This window comes from Stanieria cyanosphaera PCC 7437 (genome assembly GCF_000317575.1).
GTDB classification, from domain to species: domain Bacteria; phylum Cyanobacteriota; class Cyanobacteriia; order Cyanobacteriales; family Xenococcaceae; genus Stanieria; species Stanieria cyanosphaera.
Genome location: NC_019748.1, coordinates 4,159,875 through 4,183,913, shown reverse-complemented (window position 1 = coordinate 4,183,913; position 24,039 = coordinate 4,159,875). Strand labels below are relative to the sequence as shown.

The window sequence follows — 24,039 nt, the reverse complement described above, 5'->3', positions numbered from 1 at the left end:
ACTATTGCTCCAAGTTAGCACATACTATTTTGGGTTTAATCAATAGGTCTTCTGCTTGATTAATGAGTTGAGTAATTCCTAAAAAATTTTCGTGTTCATCAATAACTTTGAGATACATTTCTGGAGCAGATAAAGATTGTTTTGATTCAAATTGTTCTAACTTAATGGTAATTTTTTGTCCTTGACACCAATGCAGAGCATCTTGATTATTTAAACTAATTGTATCTAAATGATTTAACGCTTGACTAGGTGGAATTAAATTAAAAGTTTCTGCTTCTAATTGTTGTTCTATCTCTATAAAAGTTAAACTATCAGATAATTTCATGCCAGAACTTTCGATGCGGATTAAATTAGCTAAAGTTCCACCAACTCCCAGCATAGAACCCAAATCACGTGCGATCGCTCTTATATAAGTTCCAGGACTACAGTTAATTTCTATTTCTAATTCAGGAAAATCTTGATAGGTAAATTCAATGATTTTTAGCTCGTTAATAGTAACTATGCGCGAGGGGACATCAACTTGTTTTCCTTTTCTTGCCAATTCATAAAGTTTTTTTCCTTCTTGTTTGATAGCACTATACATTGGAGGAACTTGTTCAATTGTTCCTGTTAATTTATTTAAATAGGTCTTAATATTTTCTAGTTTTAAATCTTGAACAGTTTGAGAACTAATTATTTCTCCTTCTAAATCATCGGTAGTGGTAGTTACTCCCAAACGAATTCGAGCGCGATAAGCTTTAGGTTCTGGTAAAAATTGCAATAGTCTGGTTGCTTTCCCTACTGCAATAGGTAAAACTCCTGTAGCAGAAGGATCGAGAGTTCCTCCATGTCCAATTTTTTTGGTTTTTAATAAACGTCGCATTTTAGCAACGCAATCATGGGAAGTAAACCCAGCAGGTTTATTTAAATTGATAAAACCAGTATTAGTCATTTATTAATATTTATTTTTTGGCTAATTATAAAAACAATCTTAGAGCGATCGCATTACAATAGAATTAAATGATCCAGATTATCTAGTGTAGAACAATCGCCAGCATCACGATCTATTTCAAGAAATCTTATGGAAGAAATAATCGAACTTAAACAATCAATTATTAACCGAGATTGGGAAAAATCTTTAGCAATAATTGAAGAATTAGAAGAAATGGGTAGACAAGACAAAATTAATAATTTACAAAGTTTTCTCGTTATTCTTCTAGTTCATTTAATCAAAATTCAAATTGAAAAAAGAGTTACTAAAAGTTGGCGCAACTCTATTATTAACAGCCTTTTAGAAATTCAAAAACGCAATCATTTAGGAAAAAAATCTTATTATATTAAACAAAATGATTGGGCAGATAGTTTTGCAGAAACTTTTCCTAGAGCTTTAATCAAAGCCTCTCAAGAAATTTTTGAAGGAATAGATGTAGACGAACTAATCACTTTAATTGATGAAGAAACCCTCAAAGATACAACTTTTAAGCTTATAGATGAAACATACCATTCAGATGCTTTGCAGATATTTAATCTAGTTAAAAATAGTTTTACACTTACTGAAATAAAGTAGAATCATAATTTGAGAAATAAAATCGCGCTAAAATTAAAAATTAACGCGATCGCTTTTAAGAGCTACTCAACTATTTTGAGATTGAGGAATAGAAATATCTACTGTTTGTACTGTTCCTTTTAAACTACTTAAAGGTGGATTCATCGCTTTTTGATTACCAACTACCAGAGTAACTATTTTGTCTGGATGTAAATATTTTTGAGCAACTCTTTGAATATCTTCTACTGTGGTTGCTTTGACTTTTTCTTGATATTGAAAAATAAAATCTTCAGGATAACCAAAATATTCGTAACGCATTAAACGAGATACAGTTTGATTAGGATCTTGGAAATTAAACACAAAAGAATTCAAAATTGATTCTTTAGCATTAGCTAACTCTTTTTCAGTAATAGGACTATTTCGTAATCTTTCAATTTCAATTAAGACAGATTGAACAAAAGGAACAGTGCTTTCTGTTTGAGTTTGTCCACCAGCCATAAAAGTACCATCATAGTCATAATTACCATTCCAAGTACCATAAACACTATAAGCTAATCCTTGACGCGATCGCACTTCATTAAATAGTCTGCCACCAAAGCCATTCATAACTCCGTTTAAAACACTCAAAGCAGGATAATCAGGATTTTTCAAAGTACCGCCTAAATGTCCCAACAAAATGTTACTTTGGGTTAATTGCGGACGATCAACTAAGAAAACACCACTAGTATATTTTTGAGAAGCAGTAGGAATAGTTAATTGAGGTTTAGAGCGATCAACTTGCCAATCTCCAAACGCTTGTGCGATCGCAGCTTTCATTTTGGTTGACTCAAAGTCTCCCACAATACCTAAGATCATCTCATCAGGACGAACATATTGTTGATAAAAATCAATCACATCTTGACGAGTAATATTATCTAGAGTTGCATACTCTACTGTTCTAGCGTAGGGACTATTTTCACCATAAATCAATTTATCAAATTCTCGTTCGGCAATATCTCCTGGATCATCATTCCGACGAGAAATTGCACCACGCTGTTGATTTTTAGCTAATTCAAATTTTTCTGGTGCAAAAGCAGGTTCGCGGATCACTTCTGCAAATAACTTAAATACAGTATCTAAATCTTCTGTGAGGGTATTAAAGCCTGCACTACCAGAGGTAGTATTAATTGCAGTTTCTACGCTAGCTGCTCTTTGTTCTAACAACAGATTCAACTCGTCAGCAGTATGACTTTTAGTACCACCACTACGCATTACCGTTCCTGTAATCTCTGCCAACCCTATCTGATCTGAAGGCTCAAAACGAGAACCAGTACGAATTAAAGCCGTTCCGTTAACCAAAGGTAAATCGTGGTCTTCTACCAAATAGACTATCATGCCATTATCTAGTTGATAGCGATCGTAATCTGGTAATTGAATCTCTGGTGGTGGAGCAAATTCCAATTCTGTATAATGTTTGGGTGTTTCGGCTGTTGCTGGTAAACGCACAACCAACAGTAAAACAAATGTTATCAATCCTAAACCAAGCCAATTAATAATTTTTTTCGGTTGATTGCTATTCATATTACAGAAAAAGTCAAAAGTTAAAAGTCGTAGAGACGTAACAGGTTATAAAAGGCAAAAATTACTATTAGTTTTGCGCCGACAACAAACGTCCAACTGTACGATTTTCAGGCACAAAAGTTTTCTTTGCCACTGTTTGAATATCAGCAGCCGTCACAGATGCGATCGCATCCAACTCGTCAAATATATTGCGCCAATTACCAGTTTTTGCGTCATATTCAGCCAATAAATTTGCCATTCCCATATTAGAATCCAAAGTGCGTAACAAATCTGCTTTTAGCTTTGTTTTAACTCGCTCTAGTTCTACTTCTGTCACTGGCTCGGTTTTGAGTCGCTCAATTTCTGCTCTCAGTGCAGTTGCTACATCATCCACACTATGTCCAGGAGCGGTTAAAGCATAAAATAAAAGTAAATTAGGATATTTATCACCAGGAAACCCACTAAAACCTTCGGCAGACAAAGCAACTTGTTGTTTTTCAATCAAAGATTGATATAAACGAGAAGTTCTTCCATTACTCATTAAATCTGCAATTACTTCATAAATTGGATAATCAGGATCAGTTAAAGCGGGAATATGATAACCTTCCAAATACCAAGGTTGAGTCGGAAATTCTAAGGTAACCTCTCTAGTTTTTTGTTGTGGTGGTTCAACTATCGTTACCTTGCCAGGCTTTTCTTGAGTTTGATAACGTCCAAAATACACCTTCGCTAAACTTTTAACTTCTTCAGGATCGACATCACCTACAATTGCTACTGTTAAGTTGTTGGGAGCATAATAAGTAGCAAAAAACTGACTAACATCCTCCCTAGTAAGATTAATAATATCTTCGTTATAACCAATCGTTGGACGTTTATAGGGATGTTTAACAAAAGCAGTATCTAGAAAAACTTCAATCATCTTACCAATAGGAGAATTATCAGTTCTTAACCTTCTTTCCTCCAAAATTACCTGTTTTTCTTTATAAAATTCCCTAAATACTGGTTCTAAAAATCTTTCCGACTCTAAAGACATCCATAGCTCTAATTTATTGGCAGGAAAACTATAAAAATAGCTAGTATAATCAGCCGAAGTAGCTGCATTTAAACCCACTCCACCAGCAGTATCAACAATTTGTCCGTATTCGTTTTGTTTAACAAATTTATTTGCTTGAGACTGAGTACGATTAAACTCTTCAGTCAGTTGTGCTATCCGCTCTTGTTTTCCTGCTTCTTTAGCAGTTTTGATCTCAGCAAAAATCTGATCTAAACGATCTAAATAAGGTTTTTCTGCCGAATAACTGGTTGTTCCGATTTTTTTTGTTCCTTTAAAAGCCAAATGCTCTAAAAAATGAGCAACTCCAGTCTTACCATCAGGTTCATCGACACCACCCACATTGGCATAGGTAACAAAGGAAATTACTGGTGCTTCTTGGTTTTCTAACACAATAAACTTCATACCATTATCAAGCCGAAATTCAGTAACATTTTTGATGACTTTGGCTAAATAAGGTTGAATAGAATTATCAGCAACCGAATTGTCAGTATCGCCATAAGCTGGTAAAACTAAACTATTCCAGCCTAGGCAAAAAACAACTAGGATCAATCCGATTAAATTTTTTTTGTAACTAAATAATTTTTTGGGCATGATCACTTGTTTGATTGATTGGCGTAATTAAAACATAAATTAATCTCAAACAGCCTATTTATTGAAAAACGGCAATTTAGAGATAAGTTCTGTAAAGCTTAACCAACAAAAATTACTAATTGTTTGAGAATAAGTTGATTAATCTCAACGTTTTGATTATTCAAACTCAAGTTATTAGGCTTTTAGATAAAATTGAAAAATTATAAAAAATTAATTAAAAAGTAGCATTAATTTAGTAAATTTAAATACAGTGACACGGCAAATATTGTAACTTAGTCCCTAAATAATTATCACTTTACAATTATGCAAGTTTTTGAAGGACGGAATTTTGTAGCAGCTAATCAATCCTCTGCTAATGAAGAAAATACCCGCACTCGTATTCTTAAAGCTGCACTTCGTTTATTTGCACGTCAAGGCTATGATGCTACTACAACTAGGGATTTAGCTAATGCTTCTCATGTAGCTGAAGGCACATTATTTCGTCATTTTACCAATAAAAAAGCAATTCTCACCGAAGTTGCTACCGCAGGTTGGATTGAAATTTTGACCGATTTATTAACAGAATTGAGTGAAATGGGTAGTTATAAAGCAGTAGCTCAGGTAATGCGTCGCCGAATGCTACATCTACAACATAATAGCGATCTCCTGCGGGTATGCTTTATTGAAGCACAATATCATCCCGAACTACGAGAACGAATTCAATCAGAAGTAATTGCTAAAATGACCGACGTAGCAGAAGCTTTCTTTCAAACGGCAATGGATAAAGGGATTTATCGTCCTATGAATCCTAAAATTGTCGCTCAAGTGTTCTTAGGAATGTTTGCGATCGCAGGTTTTTCCGATCAAACTATTATCGATCCCCAAGGTTCTCCTCAAGCTATTCAAGAAATGGCAGAAGGAATTGCTGATATTTTTCTTCACGGCGTATTAGCTAGTACAGAAGAGTAAATTTCGTAGCATTTCTCTCCAAAACTTTGGTTGAGTTAAGGCAGTAGTTCTTCACATTATTCAGGAAGAAACAAAAGCTATTAGTTTTGATTTGAAATTGATTTGTGTGTTTACCTAGAATAATTTAGTTAATTTTTGTCACTGAAATATACGAAAATTTTAAGAGGTGACTGATGAGACCGCAAATTCTAACATAATGACTATTGTCAGAAAAAATCCCGCAATTAGAGTCAAAAAAAATCCTGCCAAACTTTGGTTTGAAAAGATTATGGCTCTCCTAGCAGCAATTAATTTTATTTTAGTAATCTTCAATTTAACCTATGTTCCCCTCCGTGATTTTTGGTTCGATGGACAAGTTACTCTTGGTAACCTTAAATTTGGCTATGTTGAATTACAGGGAATTAAAGTAGATTTTATTAATGAAAATTTTTCTAAATTTATTACTCAATACGACCAGTTTAAAGGAATAATTCCTAATCGCGAAACCGAACAATATTTAGAAAAGGTAGATCAATTAAAACAAGTTATTTTAAATAATGAAATTAATTCTCCTGAAGTCACCACAATTTTAGGAGATTTACGTCGTCAAAGTCTGGAAATGATCCAAACCAATCCGTTTGCCGAAGCAAATAAAATAGGAACTTTGGAGCGAATCAAAAATAGAATGCGCGAACATCTTCCCAATCAAGCTAGATCCGCTAAACAATCATTCTGGCAATTCTGGAGTCCTAACTATCTTCAAAATCAAGCAAAAGCTCAATTAGAATTAATCTTTTTTGACCAACAAATTAGACCTTTAATTGCTAGTAACTATTATCGTTATATCGGTGAAAATGGAAGATATATTGATAACTTTGGCTTAATTGATTTTCCGTTTGGGCTTATTTTTGGTTTAGAATTTTTAGCTCGTACTTGGTATATTAGTCGCAGTCGTACAGGAATTAGCTGGCTCGATGCAATGCTGTGGCGTTGGTACGATGTCCTGTTTCTGCTTCCTTTTTGGCGATGGTTACGCATTATTCCTGTAACAATTCGTCTCAATCAAGCTCAACTAATTGATCTTCACACTGTTCAAAGACAAATAAGTCAAGGTGTAGTTGCTTCTATTGCTGAAGATGTAACGGAAATAGTAGTGATTCGGATAATTAATCAAATTCAAACCTCGATTCGTCAAGGAGAAATTACCAAATTATTATCTCAACACCAAAATAATCCCTATATAGATATCAACAACACGAACGAAACCGCAGAAATAGTCAAAATACTCTCTCAACTGCTTGTTTATCAAGTTTTACCCAAAATTAGACCAGAAGCCGAAGCCTTACTTCAATACAGTATCGAAAAAGTTCTCAAACAAACTCCAGCTTATCAAGGAATTCGTTTTTTACCAGGAAGCGATCGCACAATCGTTAATTTAACTCAACAATTAGTACAACAAACTTATCAAATTTTCTCTGATGCCTTTCAAGCCATCTTAGAAGAAGATGAAAAATTTAATCAATTACTCGAAAGTCTCTTAACCAATCTAACTCAATCCTTCTCCTCAGAAATCAAAGCCAAACAAAGCATCGTCAAAATAGAACTGCTGCTGATTGATTTATTAGAAGAAATTAAAATTAATTATGTTGAGCGTCTTTCGCATGAAGATATTGAGGCGATTCTCGAACAAACTCGCTCAATTCGCCAAATCGCCCATCACCATCAACAGTGACCAGTTACCAGCTATCAGTTACCAGTAGAGACGTGTCGCCGACATATCTCTACATCAGTTGTTAGGAAGTAATTAGGTAATAGGTTTAAAACCTCTTGCCTTGTGCTTTTTTACTTTGATCCTTCAGTTCCTTCGCTTCGCTCAGGACTCAGTTCGAGCGAAGCGAATTAACCCACCAATCTTTCCTAGGCAATTAACCTCAATTGTTGATAAGATAAATTTTGGGAAGAATTGTCCTAAAAAACTTCTTTCCACCTACCTTAGCATCTAAGTAGATTGAGAGTGGGTTTACCCCGCTTTTTTTATTGGAAAAATTTTCAATCTCTTAGCTAAAGCATTAAAACTACTGACGATTGTTTGCAGACAATGACCCATCCTCTTGTTTCTCAAATAGCAGAATTGGCAACACCCCTTGCCCAAGAGTTAAACTTAGAATTGGTAGACATAGTTTTTCAAACCAATAAAAAACCACCAGTACTGAGAATAGATGTTCGCAATCTGAGTGCGGATACTAGCCTTGATGACTGCGAACGCATGAGTTTGGCATTAGAAGCAACACTCGATACAACAGAAATTATTCCTGGTTCTTATGTATTGGAAATATCTAGCCCTGGTATTTCTCGTACATTAACCACAGACAGAGAGTTTATCTCTTTTAAGGGATTTTCGGTTATTGTGAAAACCTTTACTCCTTATAAAGAACGTAAGGAGTGGCAAGGTAAACTTCAAGGACGTGACGAGCAAGCAGTTTATATCAATCAAAAAGGAAAAGCTTTAGCTATCCCTCGCCACTTAATTGCCAAAGTTCAACTCGATGACACTGATTAAATCATCGGTATTTTGCCTCTAAGGACGGTACAGAATTCACTAAATCAAATTCTAGGTGACAATTCCTGAGTAGTGAGCATTACCTTTGATGGTAATTGCCAAACTTCATCAATACAAAAAACAGTTCTCAATCTCTATTAATCATATAGTTAAGCAAAATTTTAGGAGTGATGCCTATGACCATAGTAAATTTACCTGGTCTGAGGGATATGATTGAACAAATCAGCCAACGACACAATCTACCCCAAACCTCAGTCCAAGAAGCATTGAGAGAAGCTCTCCTTAAAGGCTATGAAAGGTTTCGTCGCGCTCAAAGTTTAGACCGTCATCAGTTTAGCGAGGAATACTTTGATAATTTCAACGTCCAGCTAGATATTGAAGAAGAAGGTTTTAGAATTCTCACAACCAAAACCATTGTCGAAGAGGTTTCGAGCAACGACCACGAAATTCCTTTAAAAGAAGTTAAAGAACAATTAGGAGATTCAGAATTTCAGGTAGGAGATACCGTTTTAGTTGATGTTACTCCTGAACAAAAAGACTTTGGTCGCATGGCAGCAATTCAAACAAAACAAGTACTGCTACAAAAACTAAGAGACCAACAACGAAAGTTAGTTCAGGAAGAGTTTAAAGACTTAGAAAACACTCTTTTGCAAGCACGAGTACTACGGTTTGAAAGACAGTCCGTTATTATGGCAGTCAGCAGTGGAGTCGGACAACCTGAAGTTGAAGCCGAATTACCAAAACGAGAACAATTAGTTAACGATACTTATCGTTCTAATACTACTTTCAAAGTTTATTTGAAAAAAGTTCGAGAAACTCCCCATCGAGGACCTCAGTTAATTGTTTCTAGATCTGCTGCTGGCTTAGTAGTAGAATTATTTAGCAACGAAGTACCAGAAATCGAAGAAGAAATCGTCAGAATTGTAGCAGTTGCTCGTGAAGCTCATCCCCCTTCTCGTCATGTAGGTGTTCGCACCAAAATAGCGGTAGATACCCTAGAAAGAGATGTAGACCCAGTAGGAGCTTGTATCGGTGCTAGAGGTTCTCGTATCCAAGCCGTAGTTAATGAATTACGAGGAGAAAAAATTGACGTAATTCGCTGGTCTCCAGATCCTGCAACTTATATTGCTAATTCTCTTAGTCCTGCCAGAGTTGACAAAGTTTTACTTATTGATGCTGAGGAAAAACAATCTTTAGTCTTAGTAGCCGAAGACCAACTTAGTTTAGCAATTGGCAAAGAAGGTCAAAATGTTCGTCTAGCTGCTCGTTTAACTGGATGGAAAATTGATATCAAAGATCTTGCTAAATATAAAGAAGAAAATGATGGTGTTGTGATGACATCTGAACCAATTGTCGATCCCGAAACAGAAACCGAATTAGAAGAATTACGGAGCGTACAAGCTCCGCGGGGTTCACAAGCTGGCGAACTAAATTCGCCAGACGACCCCTTGCCCTTCGAGGGCGGGGACCGCTCCTCACAATCTTATTCGGAATAAAAGCTTTAGTTTGTAGGCGGGCAAATCTATCAATTGCCTGCTAATTAAGCTCAATCCCATTTCCATCTCAATCAATTAGTTCATTTTTTTCATGCAACCAAACTATCGACGTTGTCTTAGTTGTCGAAAAATAGCTCCAAAAAATTCATTTCTGCGGATTGTTAGAATATATCCCTCTCACCAAATTAAACTAGAAGAAGGAATGGGACGTTCAGCATATTTGTGTCCTGAGGAGGATTGTTTATTAAAAGCTCGTCACAAAAATCGTTTAGGGCGTTCTTTACGAGCTAATATTCCAGAAGAAATTTATCGAAGTTTAGCTCAATGCTTGAAAACAAAATGTCAAAATAAGTGAGTGAGTTGTTCGCTCGCTAACCTTGACAACTAATTTTTCTAACTTAAACTAAAAAGCTAAAAAACACTTCTGTATTTTTCCTTAAAATAGATCGATAGGGGGTATTGTTAGCCTTCAACTAAATTACAACATAACATTAAACAAAGCAGATAAGCCTAAATCCTGAACTCCTGAAGACAACACAGGAATTAAAGGGTAGACTTGAACGCTTAATCAGTCTCTGGCGGGGTAAGTACCTCACCAACCGTCGTAGTTATAAAACATTTATCAATAACCAAACGGCAACATGAAAGACCACATACACAGACAAATTATTAGGGAATAACCCAGTTAATCGATATTAAGGTATTAAGGGGCGTAGTGGATGAACAACGGAAAAGTCAGAATATACGAACTATCAAAAGAATTGAATTTGGATAACAAAGATATCAAAGACCTCTGCGAAAAGCTAAATATAGCTGTTAAGAGCCATAGTAGTACAATTACGGAATCTCAAGCTGAACGAGTTAGGACTGCTGCAACAAAATATGTTCCTGAGAAGACAGTCAATGAGTCTGTCGCTCATGAAGGAGACGAACGAGCCAAAGATAAACTTAAACAACAAATTCTGGCAATTCATCACAAGCAAAACCTGCCTTATTCTGCCTCTCAATCCTCTAGAAAAGAATCTAATTCTGTTTTAGCAGAGCCACCAAAATTACTAGCTAAACCACAAGCTAAATCTTCTAATCCACCAACATCTTTATCATCATCTAACCCTACTCAATCTCAACTGAAACAACCTCCTAAACCAACTTTAGAAACAAACTCTCCAGCAGAATCAGTAGAAAAGACCGTGGTAGAAAGACCAACAGCAGCTAAACCCAAACTAGTTAGTCCTCCATCAAGACCTCAGTTAGTTAAAGCTCCAGCTAGAGATGCCCAAAAACAAGCCTCTAGCAAACCTGTTGCTCCAGAAGAAGAAATAGCTTCGCCAGAGTTGAAAGTAGCTACACCAGAAAAAACTGTTAACAAAGCTAAAGCCAAAATCAAATCGCAACCTTCACTACCTAAATTACAACGACCTCAACCGCCTAAACCAGTTGATGAGATCAAAGAAGAAGTTGCGGTAACAGCAGTTGATGAAGAAGTAGCTGAAGAAACTGAAGAATTTGATTTGGATTCAGGTGTTAAAAAAGAGAAAAAACTCAAATTAAAACGACCAGATTTACCTCGCAAAGGAAAAACAGCCGATTGGGAAGAAGAAGAAGAGGAAGAAAGTCTTGATTCAGCTAAGGCTGGCAAAGCAAAAACAGCCAATAAAGCCAAGCGTCGTCCTAAGCCTTTAGTTGATGATGATGATGATGATTTTGATACAGAATTAGATAGCTCATTGATATCTACAGCCGTAAGTTTGGCTACGGCTCGTCCTGCTAGACCCAAATCTTTAGAAAAACAGCCAGTTGCTGCTACAGCTAATAAAGTTAAAAAACCAACCCAAAAAACGGAAAAAGCTGCTAAAGTAGACAAGCGCGATCGCGCTGTTGTAACAGGGCCACCAGAATCTGTCGTACTTTCTCATAACCTTACTGTTCGTGAATTAGCTGACCTACTCAATACCCCAGAAACAGATATTATTAAAAGTCTTTTCTTTAAGGGAATTGCAGTTAATATTACCCAATCTTTGGAATTAGAAACTGCTCGTGCTGTAGCAGAAGAATTAGGAGTCAAAGTAGAAACTCCAGAGATTAAATCAGCAGCAGCCAAAGAAACCGAAATGTTAGACGCTGCTGACCTCGATAATCTTCAAACTCGTCCTCCTGTAGTTACCATCATGGGACACGTTGACCACGGTAAAACGACTTTACTTGATTCGATTAGACAAAGTAAAGTTGCTCAGGGAGAAGCTGGCGGTATTACCCAACATATTGGTGCCTATCACGTTGATATCGAACACAACGGCAACCAACAGCAAATTGTTTTCCTTGATACTCCAGGACACGAAGCTTTCACAGCCATGAGAGCAAGAGGTACACGAGTAACTGACATTGCTATTTTAGTCGTGGCAGCAGATGATGGGGTACAGCCTCAAACTAGAGAGGCAATTAGTCACGCTAAAGCAGCAGAAGTACCTATTATTGTCGCAATCAACAAAATTGATAAACCAGAATCTAATCCTGAGCGAATTAAACAAGAGTTAACTGAACTAGGATTAGTTGCAGAAGATTGGGGTGGCGACACGATTATGGTACCAGTTAGCGCGCTAAAAGGCGAAAATCTGGATAATCTTTTGGAAATGATTCTGTTAGTTGCAGAAATCGAAGAATTATCCGCTAATCCTGACCGTCTTGCCAAAGGAACGGTGATTGAATCTAATCTTGATCGTGCTAGAGGTCCTGTAGCTACTTTATTAGTTCAAAATGGAACTCTCCGAGTTGGAGATAATATCGTCGCTGGTTCTGTCTTTGGCAAAATTCGGGCAATGGTCGGCGATCGCGGAAATAAAGTTGAAGCAGCTACTCCTTCTTTTGCCGTAGAAGTTTTAGGACTTAACGATGTTCCAGAAGCAGGAGACGAATTTGATGTCTATCCTACTGAAAAAGAAGCTCGGGTAGTAGCAGAAGCAAGGGCAGAACAACAAAGAGATTCTCGTCTTCAGCAGGCTATGTCTTCTCGAAGAATTACTCTTAGTAGTTTATCGGCTCAAGCTCAAGAAGGAGAACTTAAAGAGCTTAATTTAATTCTCAAAGCAGACGTTCATGGTTCTGTTGAAGCAATTCTTGGTTCTCTGCAACAGTTGCCTCAAAATGAAGTACAACTTCGGATTCTCTTAGCTGCGCCAGGAGAAGTAACCGAAACAGATGTTGACTTAGCTGCTGCTAGTGGTGCAGTAATTATTGGTTTTAACACTACTTTAGCCAGTGGTTCGCGCCAAGCTGCTGACCGTGAAGGAGTAGATATTCGTCAGTACAATATCATTTACAAACTACTTGATGATATTCAGGGCGCAATGGAAGGTCTGCTCGATCCTGAAGAAGTGGAAGAACCTCTTGGTCAGGCACAAGTTAGAGCCGTCTTCCCTGTCGGTCGCGGAACAGTTGCTGGTTGTTACGTCCAATCGGGTAAGATGGTTCGTAATGCTCAAATGAGAGTAAGACGTGGCAATGCGGTGATTTACACAGGTGTCATGGACTCTCTCAAACGAGTCAAAGAGGATGCTAAAGAAGTCAATGCTGGTTATGAATGTGGTATTGGCTCATCTAAGTTTAATGATTGGCAAGAAGGAGATATTATCGAAGCTTACGAAATGGTCTTTAAGCGTCGTACTCTTTCTGTTAATTAATTAAAATCGACAAAACTTTTTGGGGCGAACTAAGTTTCGCCCTCTATTTTTTGAACAACTGCAATTAATCTCAAGTGTGTTTAATTAATTAAAAAAATGTCTTCTTTTCGTTCAGAACCTTTTTTGTGGATTCATCTCACAGGTATTGTTCTTGTGCCATTATGGCTTGAAATAGTCTGGCTAGGCTTATCGATTGGCACTCCCCTATTGTGGTTTTGGTTAGAATTATTATTGCTAGCTGTGGTAGGAATTTTACCTATACTATGGATGCAGCTAGTTCGTCCCTTTGATATTTTTAGTATTTTATTGTTTTCTGTCAAACCAGAGCAATTAAGCTCAGAACAAAGACAAATTTTAGCTCAATTTAAAACTCGATCGCATCGTATTGTTAGTATAATTACTGCAATAATGATGATTTTGATATTGTGGTTTTTAGACAGCTTTGCTCCTTTACTCATCCCAATTAATCCCTGGTCTCAAGGGTGGCATTTAATTGGATTAATTATTGCTGCAGTTAGTTTACTAGCTAGTAATTTGTTTTTACAAGTGCCAGTTAGTGTTTTAAGAATTTTGTTGAGTAATCAAGCTTCTTTAGCTGCTACAGAGCCATTACCCTCCGATCAAATTGCCAGAGAATTTACTATTCCTGGTTTTTGGATTGATTCAATTTTAGCGAAAGAACAATTAGGATAGTAGGAAAAAAATCTTAATTGGTGTAATAAGTATCATTCATGACTTGGAGAGTTAAGCTATCTTAAAGATATAAAGATCAATTAAATACAAAAGGTATTAATGGGAAATTCAATAATTGCCTCGCCAAACCAATTTGAGCAAGACCAAGAAATTTGGTTGAGTTTAAAGCAAGCGATCGCTAGAAGTTCTGGTTTCCAACGTTGGTTAACAGAACAATCAGTAGAAACTCAAGAAAGTTTAGATTTACAAGTACGTCGTTATTTGAAAGAAACTTTAGCTACCTTAGCTTATTAGTTATTTTGAAACGCAAACCAAAAATCCCCATAACTAGATTTTGCCCTGTCAAGAGGGCATTTAGTGTTTTTAGGCAACTAAAACAATTTTTTCAGTTATCAGTTACCAGTGACCAGTTACCAGTTTTTTACTTTTTACTTTACTAATAACCATCAACCAGTATCTTAGGGTGATTTCAAAAAAATAAGAACTGCTATAAATGGTGTGTTTTAACAAAATTTAGTACGATGGGTTGCTACATTAAAAAATTAATTTAATCATACTATGCCTTCTGGTCAGACCCACGATCGCATCACTCTTTGGAGTTTACCTTGGCTTGCTGGTATTTCTTTTTGTTTAACTCGCAATGGTGAATTAACGCTTATTCTTGCTGGATCATTCCTGTTTAGCGGATTGATGTTTGGTCCAGATTTAGATATATATTCGATCCAGTTTAAACGTTGGGGGTTATTTCGTTCGCTTTGGTTACCTTATCGCTATTTATTCCGTCATCGAAGTTTTTTTTCTCATGGCTTCATTATTGGTACAGTTGTTAGATTAATTTATTTATTAATATTTTGTTTATTGCTTGCTATTTTTGTAGTAGCAATTCTTCAATTAATTTGGGGTTTTGAGTGGAACTGGCAACAAGTAGCTAGACAAGCAATTCAATTAAGTTTGCACAAATATTTAGCAGAAATCATTGCTGGTGTGATCGGTTTGGAATTAGGAGCAATGAGTCATTCTTTGAGTGATTGGTGTCATTCCCATTGGAAAAACCGTCAAAAGAACCAATTAAAAATTAAAAGTGTGCCACCTGGGCTAAAGAAACCTCAAAGGAAAGAGAAAGCAAGAAGCAGAAGGCAGAAGGTAAAAGACAGAAATTAGGTTCTTTATCTGTGGCGAGAATTACTATTATTTAAAAATATTCTCAATTTTGGTTAAACTCAAGTTTTTGTAAAAAAATATTAAATTCAAAATACGATTTAAGTTATGATCAATCAAAAAAGAATATAAAAAAACTAAATTTTTCCTATGTTTTCCAACAATAAATCTAAAGCGATTAACCACAAAAAACCACAAAACAATTTAGGCAAATCTTGTTTTAGATTTCTTAATTCATCTTCAGTAAAATTAAAAAAAATTAATCTTATTTATCAAATTTTAGGCATACTGTTTTTAAACAGTTTAATCATTGCTCCAGCCTCAGCAGAATTATCTCTCGAAGAAATCAACTCAATCGCTAGACAAACTACAGTTTTAATTGCACCTGGATTAACACCTGAATTAGTCAAAGAATTAGAAGCTAATCGCAACAATCCTATAGCCAGAGAAAGTAATCCTGATGGAGTTTGGAATCCTGGTTCTGGAGTAATTATTGCCAAAAACGACAATACTTATTACGTTTTAACCGTTACCCACAACTTTAAACAAAACGACTTAGACGCAAATTATGTCTACGGCATTCGGACGAATGATGGACTAGTACATCAGGTTGATAATATTAGCGATCGCAGAGATTGTCCGTTGGACGATCAACCCAATCCTGTTAGTAGGTTGCTGCGTTTTGGTTGCTATTCTCTAGCAATTCCTACTAGAGTAGCAGGGCCTGATTTAGCCGTAGTTAGTTTTAGAAGCGATCGCAATTATCCTGTTGCCTCACTAGGTAATGTAGATAATGTTCAAATTGAAGAACGAATTTATATTTCTGGTTGGCCAGATCCAGAAAAAGAACAAGATCCAGTTACAGGAGAATGTCGAGGAAAAGTTGCTCGTCGACAAAGACGTTTAGCTTGGACTCCAATTACCAGAAAAATTCAACCTCAACAAGGAGAAAATGGTTACAGTCTTTTTTATTTCGATCAAACTCGTCCTGGCATGAGTGGAGGACCTGTGTTTGATAGCAATGGTTATGTCATCGGAGTTCACGGACGCGGTTCGGCAGATAAAGGTAAAATAGTTCAACAATACTGTTCGATTTCAAATTTTGAATCGGCTAGTTTTGAGTCAGAAGACTTAGCAAAAACCGTTTCAGATGCAGTTAAATACGATCCACCAACTCTACACACTAGGTTTAGTAGTGGACAGAATTTAAATAACTTTTTAAATTTATGGAATCCTTTAGAGATAGAATTACCTTTTAACTATCAACCACCTTCTTCTGCAACAATTAAAGCTGCTTTAACTCCAGTCAAAACGAATAATAATGCTAGTGGCACATTAGATTTTGACCCCAATCAAGATTTAGCTGGCAGTTACGATCTTAATGACAAACAAGATGTAGTTGAAGATATTTACGAAGGTTTTTCGATCAAAAATATGATTAGAGACGAACCTTCGGCGGGCTGTCGTTTTCTTCTGTTAGGAGAATCTTGCCAAAAATAATAGTAGAGACGTAAGGTGTTGTCTATTCTTGGCTTGTTTGAGGATGAGTTATTTTCCACAAAACACTGGAAACTAAGTTAGTAGTAATATGGGCAATAATTGGGATTAATAAATTACCTGTAAATAAGGCACTGTAGCCTAAAGCAAAACCTACTATTGTTGCCCATACTACATAAGGCCACTGTCCAGCACCACTTAGATGAAGAACTCCAAATAATAAACTAGAGATAATTACAGCAGCTAAATTTAACCCCAAGGCAGGTAACATTACGCCTCGAAATAATAATTCTTCACTTAAACCAGGAAGAAGACCTAACCAAATTAAATCAGGTAAAACTAACGGTTTAATGACTAATTCCAAATAAATATCGGCACTTTGACGATAAGCAGGCCAAAGCCAATAAATCATACTACTAGCAACAGTAATACCTGCTGCCATACCGATACCCCAAATTAAGGCATTGAGGTCGAAGATTACAGGTAAAAGTTTTACAGAACCCAACCTTTGCCATATTTTAGCTACGCCTAACAAAATCACCGCAGTAACACCCATCACTACTAAAATCTGGGTACGGCTGAGAGGTTCGATTTCTGAATTATTATAATTTGCCACTGATTTAAGCTAAACAACGAAGAGATGATAACGAAGGACGGAGGGCATCGGCATTAATACCAGCACGATGGGCTACTACAATCCCTAAAGCCTCTAAATAAGAGTTTACTCTAATTGCTTTGATTCCCAATGGTTCAGGAGGAACTTGCATTTGAGTAGTATTTTCTTCTACAGCAATAATTTGAGTTGACGTGCCACTAAAACTGAGTATAGCACTACCACCACAAGCACTAGCAGGTACGATTACCGTATCTACTTGATTTGCCCAGATTGTTGCAGAAACTTCTAGGGCTGGTGATGTTCGTGCTGAAGTTGACTTTTGAGGAGTGACAAATTGAGGTGCGCGTGATAATCCTACTAAAACACAAGGCAGAAAAGTATAACCCAATTCTTCGGCTGCTGCACGGGGGGATAAATTAGGTTCTAAAGGTAAAGGATTTAAAGCAGGTGCGTGGGCTGCGGGAATTTGAAACTGACGTACTAATAAATGAGAAATAACGGCTTCTGCTCCTGCTAAGGGGTCTACTCCTGCGCCATGACGATAATTATTTAAAGCTAAACTTTCTTGCTCATCAGGAAATCGAGCTACAACTGCGATCGCATTTGCTCCTGCCTGACGAATTAGTTTTTCTGCTCCTCGTAACAAACTGGCTGGATTGCCAATCGTTCCCCAACTTGCTCCCGAAGCAGCGGTGCGTAATTGAACTTCTAGAGGCGCATCAGTGACTACGTAATCAGTTAGATTTAGTCCCAAAGTTGCTCTAGTTGCATCGGCTGCCTGAAGATGACGCAGGCGTAATTCTGTCTCAATTCCTCGATCTAGCAACAATCCTATGCGATTTTGGTGGACAGGTTGCAATCCCCAATTAGAAGCAGCAAACCGATCCAAGCCATAACCTTCGACATAATAAGTATTGTCCATCGACCAATACAATTGTGCGCCATTCAGGACATTAGGATGAGTCAGAACGCGATCACAAACTTGAGCCATAGCTCTTGCTACAGGTAAAGCATCTCCTGCATAACCTCCAATCGCAGCCCCTACTCCCGTAGGAACAATTAGCACCGCTGTATAGGGATGACTCACTAGACTTCCTCAGTAGTTACAATTGCTTCAATCTGCGCTATTTGTTGTTGTTGGTCTACTTGAGTAATTGCCCAGCGTAGAGGCTCACCATGTTTACTTAATTCGGCTTCTATTTGTTGTGGTAAGGTAACGGGGTTTTCTTCTAGGTTAATTTCAGCAGTAATAAAGTGAGTAGTCATGGTTAAAAATAAAGTCAAGCGATTTGCTATGAATTAATAATCTAAGTTTTTGATAGTTCTAAAAACCAAATTGTACAATAAAAGTAAGTTGCACTACTCGTTATTGATTACTTTTATTTACACCTATTTAACTGCAAGAAGTCACAGACAAGTTTTAATGGTTTATTTCATAATTTTTGTAAAGTCAATTTCCTCCAATATTTTATTGAATATTTTTTTATTTTTATGAAATTGTTAACAAGTTTATTGACAATTAGCTTAATTGTTTTATCTACTAGTCAGACTAGTTTTGCTCAAATAATAAACTCTCCAGAAATTACTAAAAAACCTTCGGAAACAGAATCAGAGACTAACAAGACTCCAAACCAATCAGAATCAGAAACAAAACAACCTACTTCTGAACAAATTATCCGTTATCTAAAATTAGCTACAGCCGATCAACTTTATTTAGATGGTAAAAAAACTGCTGCCGAAAAATTATATCGCGAAGTCAAACAACCTTGGGAAATCGAAAAAAATCTGACTCGTCAAACCAAAATCGCCAAACCATTTTATGAAACTGAAAAATTAAGTCCCGCAGGTGCAGTTTATTGGCGAACTTATCAATCAGGATTAAAACAAAATTTAGTTAGTAAAATTGTTGTGCCTTTACAACTACTGGTAGAAAAACAACCAGAATTTATTCCAGGTCATATTCATTACGCAACAGCTTTGCAAAAACAAGCTAAAACAGAAGAAGCTTTAAAAGTTTTAGAAGCAGCAATTAGTCAATATCCTAATGAACCTCAATTATTAAGAGTTAAAATTGCAGCAGATTTAGCTGATAAAAATTGGTTAGATGCTTCAATTACTGCCCGTCAATTTGCTTTATTTAATCCACAACACCCAGAAGCAGCAGAATTTACTCAATTAGCAGATCAATATCTAGAAAATTTTCAAAGTCATCTACGTGGACAACTGAGAGAAAATGCGATTGGTAGCTTGATTACTGGGGCAGTTGGTTATGCTTTAACAGGTAATTTATTTGGACCAATTTCTGCTTTAGAAACGACTATTATGTTACTAAGAGGTGAAAGTGCTGTTGGCGAGAGTACAGCTAAACAAGCTCAAAAATATCTACCAATGGTTCAAGACCAAGAAGTATTAAATTATGTCAGAAATGTTGGTCAAAAAGTTGCTGCTGTTTCGGGAAGAAATGAATTTGATTATGAATTTTATGTCGTAATGGACGATCAAATTAATGCTTTTGCTTTGCCTGGAGGAAAAATTTTTATTAATGCAGGGACAATCATGAAAACTGAATCAGAAGCTGAATTAGCTGGTTTACTTGCCCACGAAATTGCCCATGCTGTTCTTTCTCACGGTTTTCAATTAGTTTCTCGCGGTAGTTTCACTTCTAATGTCGTTCAATACATTCCTTATGTTGGTGGTTTAACAGGAAACCTGATTGTACTTAATTACAGTCGAGATATGGAAAGACAAGCAGATACTTTTGGCACAAAAATGTTAGTCAATGCTGGTTACGCTGCTGACGGAGTTCGGAATTTAATGGTTAAGTTAGATCAAGAGGTTGCTAAAGAAAAACAACCCGAACCTCCTGCTTGGTTATCTACCCATCCTCAAAGTAAAGATAGAATTAGTGATTTGGAAAATTTGATTATCAAAAATAATTTAAATCGTTATGCTTATGAAGGAGTAGCCAAACACCAAAAAATTAGTCAAAAAGTTGCTCAATTATGGCACCAATATCAACAAACTGAAGAATATAAAGAAAGGCAACGTGAGGATGAATATTAAATTATCAAACACAGGAAGACCCCTCCATCGTACTTGGATTCGTTTGTTACCTTATACTACTTTTGGAGCATTATTAATTTCTCTAAAATCTGCTCATAGTCTCAGTGCAATTTTGATTATTTACTCCTTATTAATGGGAGTTCAATTAAGCGCGATCGCGATTTATTTAATCGGTTCTAAATTAATTGCTAGAAACCAAAAAAAGGAAAATTGAGCAATTTTTCCTCCAGTAACTAATCAAGTTTAAGTCAAGTTTTAAAGATCGAAATGATATCGAACAGCCCCTGTTTCTGGGTCGTTATCAATATGAGCAATTCCTTGTTTTAATGCTTGTTTTAATAATCTTTCTACTGTATCGGCTGATAATTCTGTAGCGATCATAGCTTGACCCATCGACAAAACATTATTATGAGCAGCAGCGGCCTTTAATAAGATCAACATTGGATCGGATGGTTGAGGTTTTGGGGCTGTTTCTAAGTTTTTTTGAACTTGATTTAATAATTGAGCGGTTTTTCTTCTGATAATTTCTTCACCGCGGTCTGCAAATTTTAATAGCCTTTCTGTCCTCAATTTTTCTAATAAAAAACGGTTTCTTTCCTGTGCCATGTCAGGAATTAGAAATAAGTCGATTACTTGACCAAAACCAAACAAACCAAAAGTAAAAAGATAAAGTAGACCTGTGCCAATTCTACCTAAGTAAAAACGATGGATTCCACAAACACCAAAAACGCATAAACCCCACAAAAGGTAAGCTACACCCAAATTGACATCCTGTTTCTGATCGTTCATTGGCACGGCAAACAAATGAAATTATCTTGTCCTTTTCATTGTAAGCAAAGTCCTAGGTTATCAACAATTTTTTCTGATTTTTCTCAACTAATTTACTGTTGTTGATTCCATTGGGCTGCTGCATCCTCAACCGCTTGTTCAACAGTTTTTTCTTTCAACATTGCTGCTTGTAAATTTTCATAAATAGATTGTTGCAATAATTTAATATTTTTCATCGCAGGAATGAGAACTTCAGCATCTTTCAATTGCATCGCACTAACTTTTTTAGCTTGTTCTACGGAATTATTAGTTTGTTGCGAGGATAACTCCTGAATATATTGTTTCACAGCTTCTTCTGTCGAAGGAAGAACATTGGCTTGTTTGGCAAAAGCTAATTGATTTTCTGTATTGGTAACATACAAAGCATATTTTAAAGCTTCTTCTGGTTTATCAGTATCGCGAGGAATAACCAGATTCATCACCGCAACATTTTTTTTGCCTGTTTTTCCTGTAATTTGGGGTGCAGCAGCAGATACTTGGGCAATTGTTGGGGCATTAGTTGCGATCGCATTTAAAAATTCAGCACCAGAAGATAATAAGGCAGTTTCTCCTGCTTGATAAAGTTCAATACCGTGCCGATGTCCCTGAGTTAAAACTTCTGGCGGTAATAATCCTTGTTGATACAAATCTACCCAATAACGAAAAGCAGCTACCCCAGCAGGCGTATTAAAAGCAGCCTTACCTTGCTCGTCTACTAAATTTACTCCCATCTGTACTAAAGATTCTAAAACTTCACCTGAATCTTCAGGCACAAAAGTCATAAACAAAGCATATTTTCCTGTTTTATCTTTGATTTGTCGTGCAACTTGAGCTAATTCTTCATAGGTTGTCGGTGGTTGTTTTCGTCCCGCTTTACTTAACAAATCTTGATTATAAATAGTAATTCGTGTCGTTAAATACCAAGGAATACCAAAGGAAGTTTCACTACAATTATTTTCTTGACAAGTTTCAATTGTACTTGCTTGCCAGATTTTAGGTAAGTAACTTTTCTTAACGTTCGGTGGAACTACTTCATCTAAGTTTAACCAAGCATTACGTGTTGCTAATTGCGAAGCAAAATTAGGATTTAAATTAACTAGATCGGGGGCAGTTTTACTAGAAATAGCAGTTAAAATCTTACTTTCCATTGCTGACCAAGGAATATCTACCCAATTAACTTTTACAGTTTGATTATTAGTCTCAAATTTATTATTTAGCTGAGTAAAATACTCGGTAAACTGCGGTTGTAATTGCATTGTCCAAAATTCTAGTTCATTAGAATTTGAAGGCTTAGGACTACAACTTAACAACCAGCTTAATAACAAGCCGATTATTAACCATAAACTAAATTTTTTTGTAGATAAATTACTGAACATCGACATTAATTTTCGGTAAAAATATAATTTTTGCTTGAGCCAAAGTAGTACTTGCGTAATTATAACTAGGTTAACTTAATTTACTCAATAATTTTTCAGTAAAACCACTTATCTGTAAAAGTTATTTTAGCAGCTACAATGACGAACATAAAAGTAAAATGCATTAAATCAAAGGCTAATAAGTAAAAAAAATATGTAATTTATTCAAAATTAATTATTTTTTAAACTAAATTGAGAGTGTAGTTATGATATTTAAATTTTGTTATTTTGCAATTTATCCCAATAAAATTATTGGACAAAAATTATGTTAAATAATTTAACTAGTATATTTGCCAAAAAATCTCTCGGTATTGGATTAGAAATTAATCCTCAACAAATTAATATTGCACAAATTACCAAACACAAACAACGCTACAAACTGCTTAAAAATATTTCCACAGAGATGCCAGAAGGAATATTTGAAGATGGTGTAATTGTTGATTCATTGAGTTTGTCGGAGGTGATCAAAGAAACCTTTAAACAACACAAAATCAATACCAAACAAATAGCCACAGCAGTACCAATGCGCGAGGCAATTATTAGAATTATTCCTATTCCTGCTGAACTAGACGAACAAGAATTAAAAGAAATGGTATTGGTTCATGAAGCTGGGATGTATTTACCTTATCCAAGGGAAGAAGTAGATCTAGATTATCAAAAGCTAGGCTATTTTATGGATGAAGATGGCATTGAAAAAGTTAATGTTTTGTTGGTAGCAACGAGAAAAGAAGTTACCGATCTTTATCTTGATATTTTTCAGCAAGCAGATTTACAAATAGATATTTTAGAAATTAATAGTTTTGCGTTAATTAGAACGATTCGTGAACAACTAAGGCAATTTGGTTCTAAAGAAGCAGTTGTTTTGGTAGATATCGAATTTGATAGTACAGAAATCGCCATTATTGTAGAGGGAATACCACAATTTTCTCGGACTGTACCCCTTGGGATGTACCAGATGCGAACTGCGCTTTCTCAAGCAATGGGTTTGCCTGTTACCCGAGATATGGATGTTTTGCAAGATATGAGTTTGATCACTACGCCAATGGATACAGGAGGTGATACGGGAATGTTACAAATGAATCCAGGAATGGCAGCTTTACTGAAAGTTTTAGGCGAATTAATTGATGAAATTGGTCGTTCGATCAATTTTTATTTAAATCAAAGCGAAGAACTAGAAGTTGCTCAAATTCTTTTAGCAGGACCAGGTGCTGGAATTGGTGAAATTGATGAGTTTTTTACCCAGCGATTAAATTTACCTACTATGCAAATCGATCCAATTGCAGCTTTAGCTTTAGAAGTAAATCAGGAGATTCCATTAATTAAACGTCCTGGTTTAGGAGTGGTTTTGGGTTTGGGTATGAGGGAAGCGTAATCAGTTAACCAGTTACCAGTTACCAACTCACTATTATCTATTGTCTCTA

At 36.1% G+C, this 24,039-nt stretch carries 22 protein-coding genes; 14 read left to right on the top strand and 8 right to left on the bottom strand.

Annotated features, from left to right (window positions below; translation table 11 throughout):
- Position 1 precedes the first annotated feature (1 nt).
- Positions 2-931 carry a tRNA pseudouridine(55) synthase TruB gene (gene truB / locus STA7437_RS18205; protein ID WP_015194860.1) on the bottom strand — a complete coding sequence of 310 codons (930 nt, stop codon included), beginning with the start codon at positions 929-931 and terminating at the stop codon, positions 2-4.
- 129 nt (positions 932-1,060) lie between these two features.
- Between truB and STA7437_RS18200 the strand changes: the two genes are divergently transcribed.
- Positions 1,061-1,546, top strand: a complete 486-nt coding sequence (locus STA7437_RS18200; protein ID WP_015194859.1) for a DUF29 family protein — start codon at positions 1,061-1,063, stop codon at positions 1,544-1,546.
- 66 nt (positions 1,547-1,612) lie between these two features.
- Here STA7437_RS18200 and STA7437_RS18195 read toward each other — a convergent pair whose 3' ends face one another.
- Together STA7437_RS18195 and STA7437_RS18190 are read right to left on the bottom strand one after the other, a co-directional pair.
- Positions 1,613-3,085 carry a M16 family metallopeptidase gene (locus STA7437_RS18195; protein WP_015194858.1) on the bottom strand — a complete coding sequence of 491 codons (1,473 nt, stop codon included), beginning with the start codon at positions 3,083-3,085 and terminating at the stop codon, positions 1,613-1,615.
- 67 nt (positions 3,086-3,152) lie between these two features.
- A complete protein-coding gene (locus STA7437_RS18190; protein WP_015194857.1) occupies positions 3,153-4,709 on the bottom strand; it encodes a M16 family metallopeptidase in 1,557 nt (518 codons plus the stop codon).
- Positions 4,710-5,012: 303 nt separating this feature from the next.
- On the opposite strand from STA7437_RS18190, the gene STA7437_RS18185 reads away from it, so the two are divergent.
- From STA7437_RS18185 to STA7437_RS18140, 10 genes are all read left to right on the top strand, one after another.
- Positions 5,013-5,657 (top strand): TetR/AcrR family transcriptional regulator, encoded by a 645-nt coding sequence (locus tag STA7437_RS18185; RefSeq protein WP_015194856.1) that lies wholly within the window; start codon positions 5,013-5,015, stop codon positions 5,655-5,657.
- Between the two features lie 196 nt (positions 5,658-5,853).
- Complete coding sequence (locus STA7437_RS18180; RefSeq protein WP_015194855.1) at positions 5,854-7,368, top strand: hypothetical protein; 1,515 nt, start codon at positions 5,854-5,856, stop codon at positions 7,366-7,368.
- A 366-nt stretch (positions 7,369-7,734) separates the two neighbouring features.
- A complete protein-coding gene (rimP, locus tag STA7437_RS18175; RefSeq protein ID WP_015194854.1) occupies positions 7,735-8,196 on the top strand; it encodes a ribosome maturation factor RimP in 462 nt (153 codons plus the stop codon).
- A 176-nt stretch (positions 8,197-8,372) separates the two neighbouring features.
- Complete coding sequence (nusA, locus tag STA7437_RS18170; RefSeq protein WP_015194853.1) at positions 8,373-9,692, top strand: transcription termination factor NusA; 1,320 nt, start codon at positions 8,373-8,375, stop codon at positions 9,690-9,692.
- 91 nt (positions 9,693-9,783) lie between these two features.
- Positions 9,784-10,047 carry a YlxR family protein gene (locus STA7437_RS18165; RefSeq protein WP_015194852.1) on the top strand — a complete coding sequence of 88 codons (264 nt, stop codon included), beginning with the start codon at positions 9,784-9,786 and terminating at the stop codon, positions 10,045-10,047.
- Between the two features lie 364 nt (positions 10,048-10,411).
- Positions 10,412-13,369: a translation initiation factor IF-2 gene (gene infB / locus STA7437_RS18160; protein WP_015194851.1), complete on the top strand. Its 2,958-nt coding sequence runs from the start codon at positions 10,412-10,414 to the stop codon at positions 13,367-13,369.
- Between the two features lie 96 nt (positions 13,370-13,465).
- The gene (locus STA7437_RS18155) at positions 13,466-14,062 is read left to right on the top strand and encodes a low-complexity tail membrane protein (RefSeq protein WP_015194850.1); all 597 of its coding nucleotides are present in this window, start codon (positions 13,466-13,468) and stop codon (positions 14,060-14,062) included.
- Positions 14,063-14,161: 99 nt separating this feature from the next.
- Positions 14,162-14,356 carry a hypothetical protein gene (locus tag STA7437_RS18150; protein WP_015194849.1) on the top strand — a complete coding sequence of 65 codons (195 nt, stop codon included), beginning with the start codon at positions 14,162-14,164 and terminating at the stop codon, positions 14,354-14,356.
- Between the two features lie 264 nt (positions 14,357-14,620).
- Entirely contained in the window at positions 14,621-15,223 is a 603-nt protein-coding gene (locus STA7437_RS18145) for a metal-binding protein (RefSeq protein ID WP_015194848.1), read from the top strand.
- Positions 15,224-15,370: 147 nt separating this feature from the next.
- The gene (locus STA7437_RS18140) at positions 15,371-16,720 is read left to right on the top strand and encodes a S1 family peptidase (protein WP_015194847.1); all 1,350 of its coding nucleotides are present in this window, start codon (positions 15,371-15,373) and stop codon (positions 16,718-16,720) included.
- Positions 16,721-16,742: 22 nt separating this feature from the next.
- Here STA7437_RS18140 and STA7437_RS18135 read toward each other — a convergent pair whose 3' ends face one another.
- From STA7437_RS18135 to STA7437_RS18125, 3 genes are read right to left on the bottom strand one after another with little or no spacing between them, the layout of a single operon-like run.
- Complete coding sequence (locus tag STA7437_RS18135; protein ID WP_015194846.1) at positions 16,743-17,333, bottom strand: CPBP family intramembrane glutamic endopeptidase; 591 nt, start codon at positions 17,331-17,333, stop codon at positions 16,743-16,745.
- Between the two features lie 4 nt (positions 17,334-17,337).
- The gene (locus STA7437_RS18130; RefSeq protein WP_015194845.1) at positions 17,338-18,420 is read right to left on the bottom strand and encodes a DUF3326 domain-containing protein; all 1,083 of its coding nucleotides are present in this window, start codon (positions 18,418-18,420) and stop codon (positions 17,338-17,340) included.
- Positions 18,420-18,599 carry a hypothetical protein gene (locus STA7437_RS18125; protein ID WP_041619539.1) on the bottom strand — a complete coding sequence of 60 codons (180 nt, stop codon included), beginning with the start codon at positions 18,597-18,599 and terminating at the stop codon, positions 18,420-18,422. Before STA7437_RS18125 ends, STA7437_RS18130 begins: the two co-directional genes overlap by 1 nt.
- A gap of 225 nt (positions 18,600-18,824) precedes the next feature.
- Here STA7437_RS18125 and STA7437_RS18120 point away from each other — a divergent pair, with 225 nt between their 5' ends.
- Positions 18,825-20,396 (top strand): M48 family metallopeptidase, encoded by a 1,572-nt coding sequence (locus tag STA7437_RS18120; RefSeq protein ID WP_015194843.1) that lies wholly within the window; start codon positions 18,825-18,827, stop codon positions 20,394-20,396.
- The gene (locus STA7437_RS18115) at positions 20,386-20,610 is read left to right on the top strand and encodes a hypothetical protein (RefSeq protein ID WP_015194842.1); all 225 of its coding nucleotides are present in this window, start codon (positions 20,386-20,388) and stop codon (positions 20,608-20,610) included. The genes STA7437_RS18120 and STA7437_RS18115 overlap by 11 nt, the downstream gene beginning before the upstream one ends.
- 41 nt (positions 20,611-20,651) lie before the next feature.
- On the opposite strand, the gene STA7437_RS18110 is transcribed toward STA7437_RS18115, so the two are convergent.
- Positions 20,652-21,185, bottom strand: coding sequence for a TM2 domain-containing protein (locus tag STA7437_RS18110; protein WP_015194841.1), 534 nt, complete (start codon positions 21,183-21,185; stop codon positions 20,652-20,654).
- Positions 21,186-21,277: 92 nt separating this feature from the next.
- On the bottom strand, positions 21,278-22,585 hold the full coding sequence (locus STA7437_RS18105; RefSeq protein WP_015194840.1) for an ABC transporter substrate-binding protein: 1,308 nt from the start codon (positions 22,583-22,585) through the stop codon (positions 21,278-21,280).
- A gap of 298 nt (positions 22,586-22,883) precedes the next feature.
- Here STA7437_RS18105 and pilM point away from each other — a divergent pair, with 298 nt between their 5' ends.
- Positions 22,884-23,990, top strand: a complete 1,107-nt coding sequence (gene pilM / locus STA7437_RS18100) for a type IV pilus assembly protein PilM (protein ID WP_015194839.1) — start codon at positions 22,884-22,886, stop codon at positions 23,988-23,990.
- The last annotated feature ends 49 nt before the right edge of the window (positions 23,991-24,039 follow it).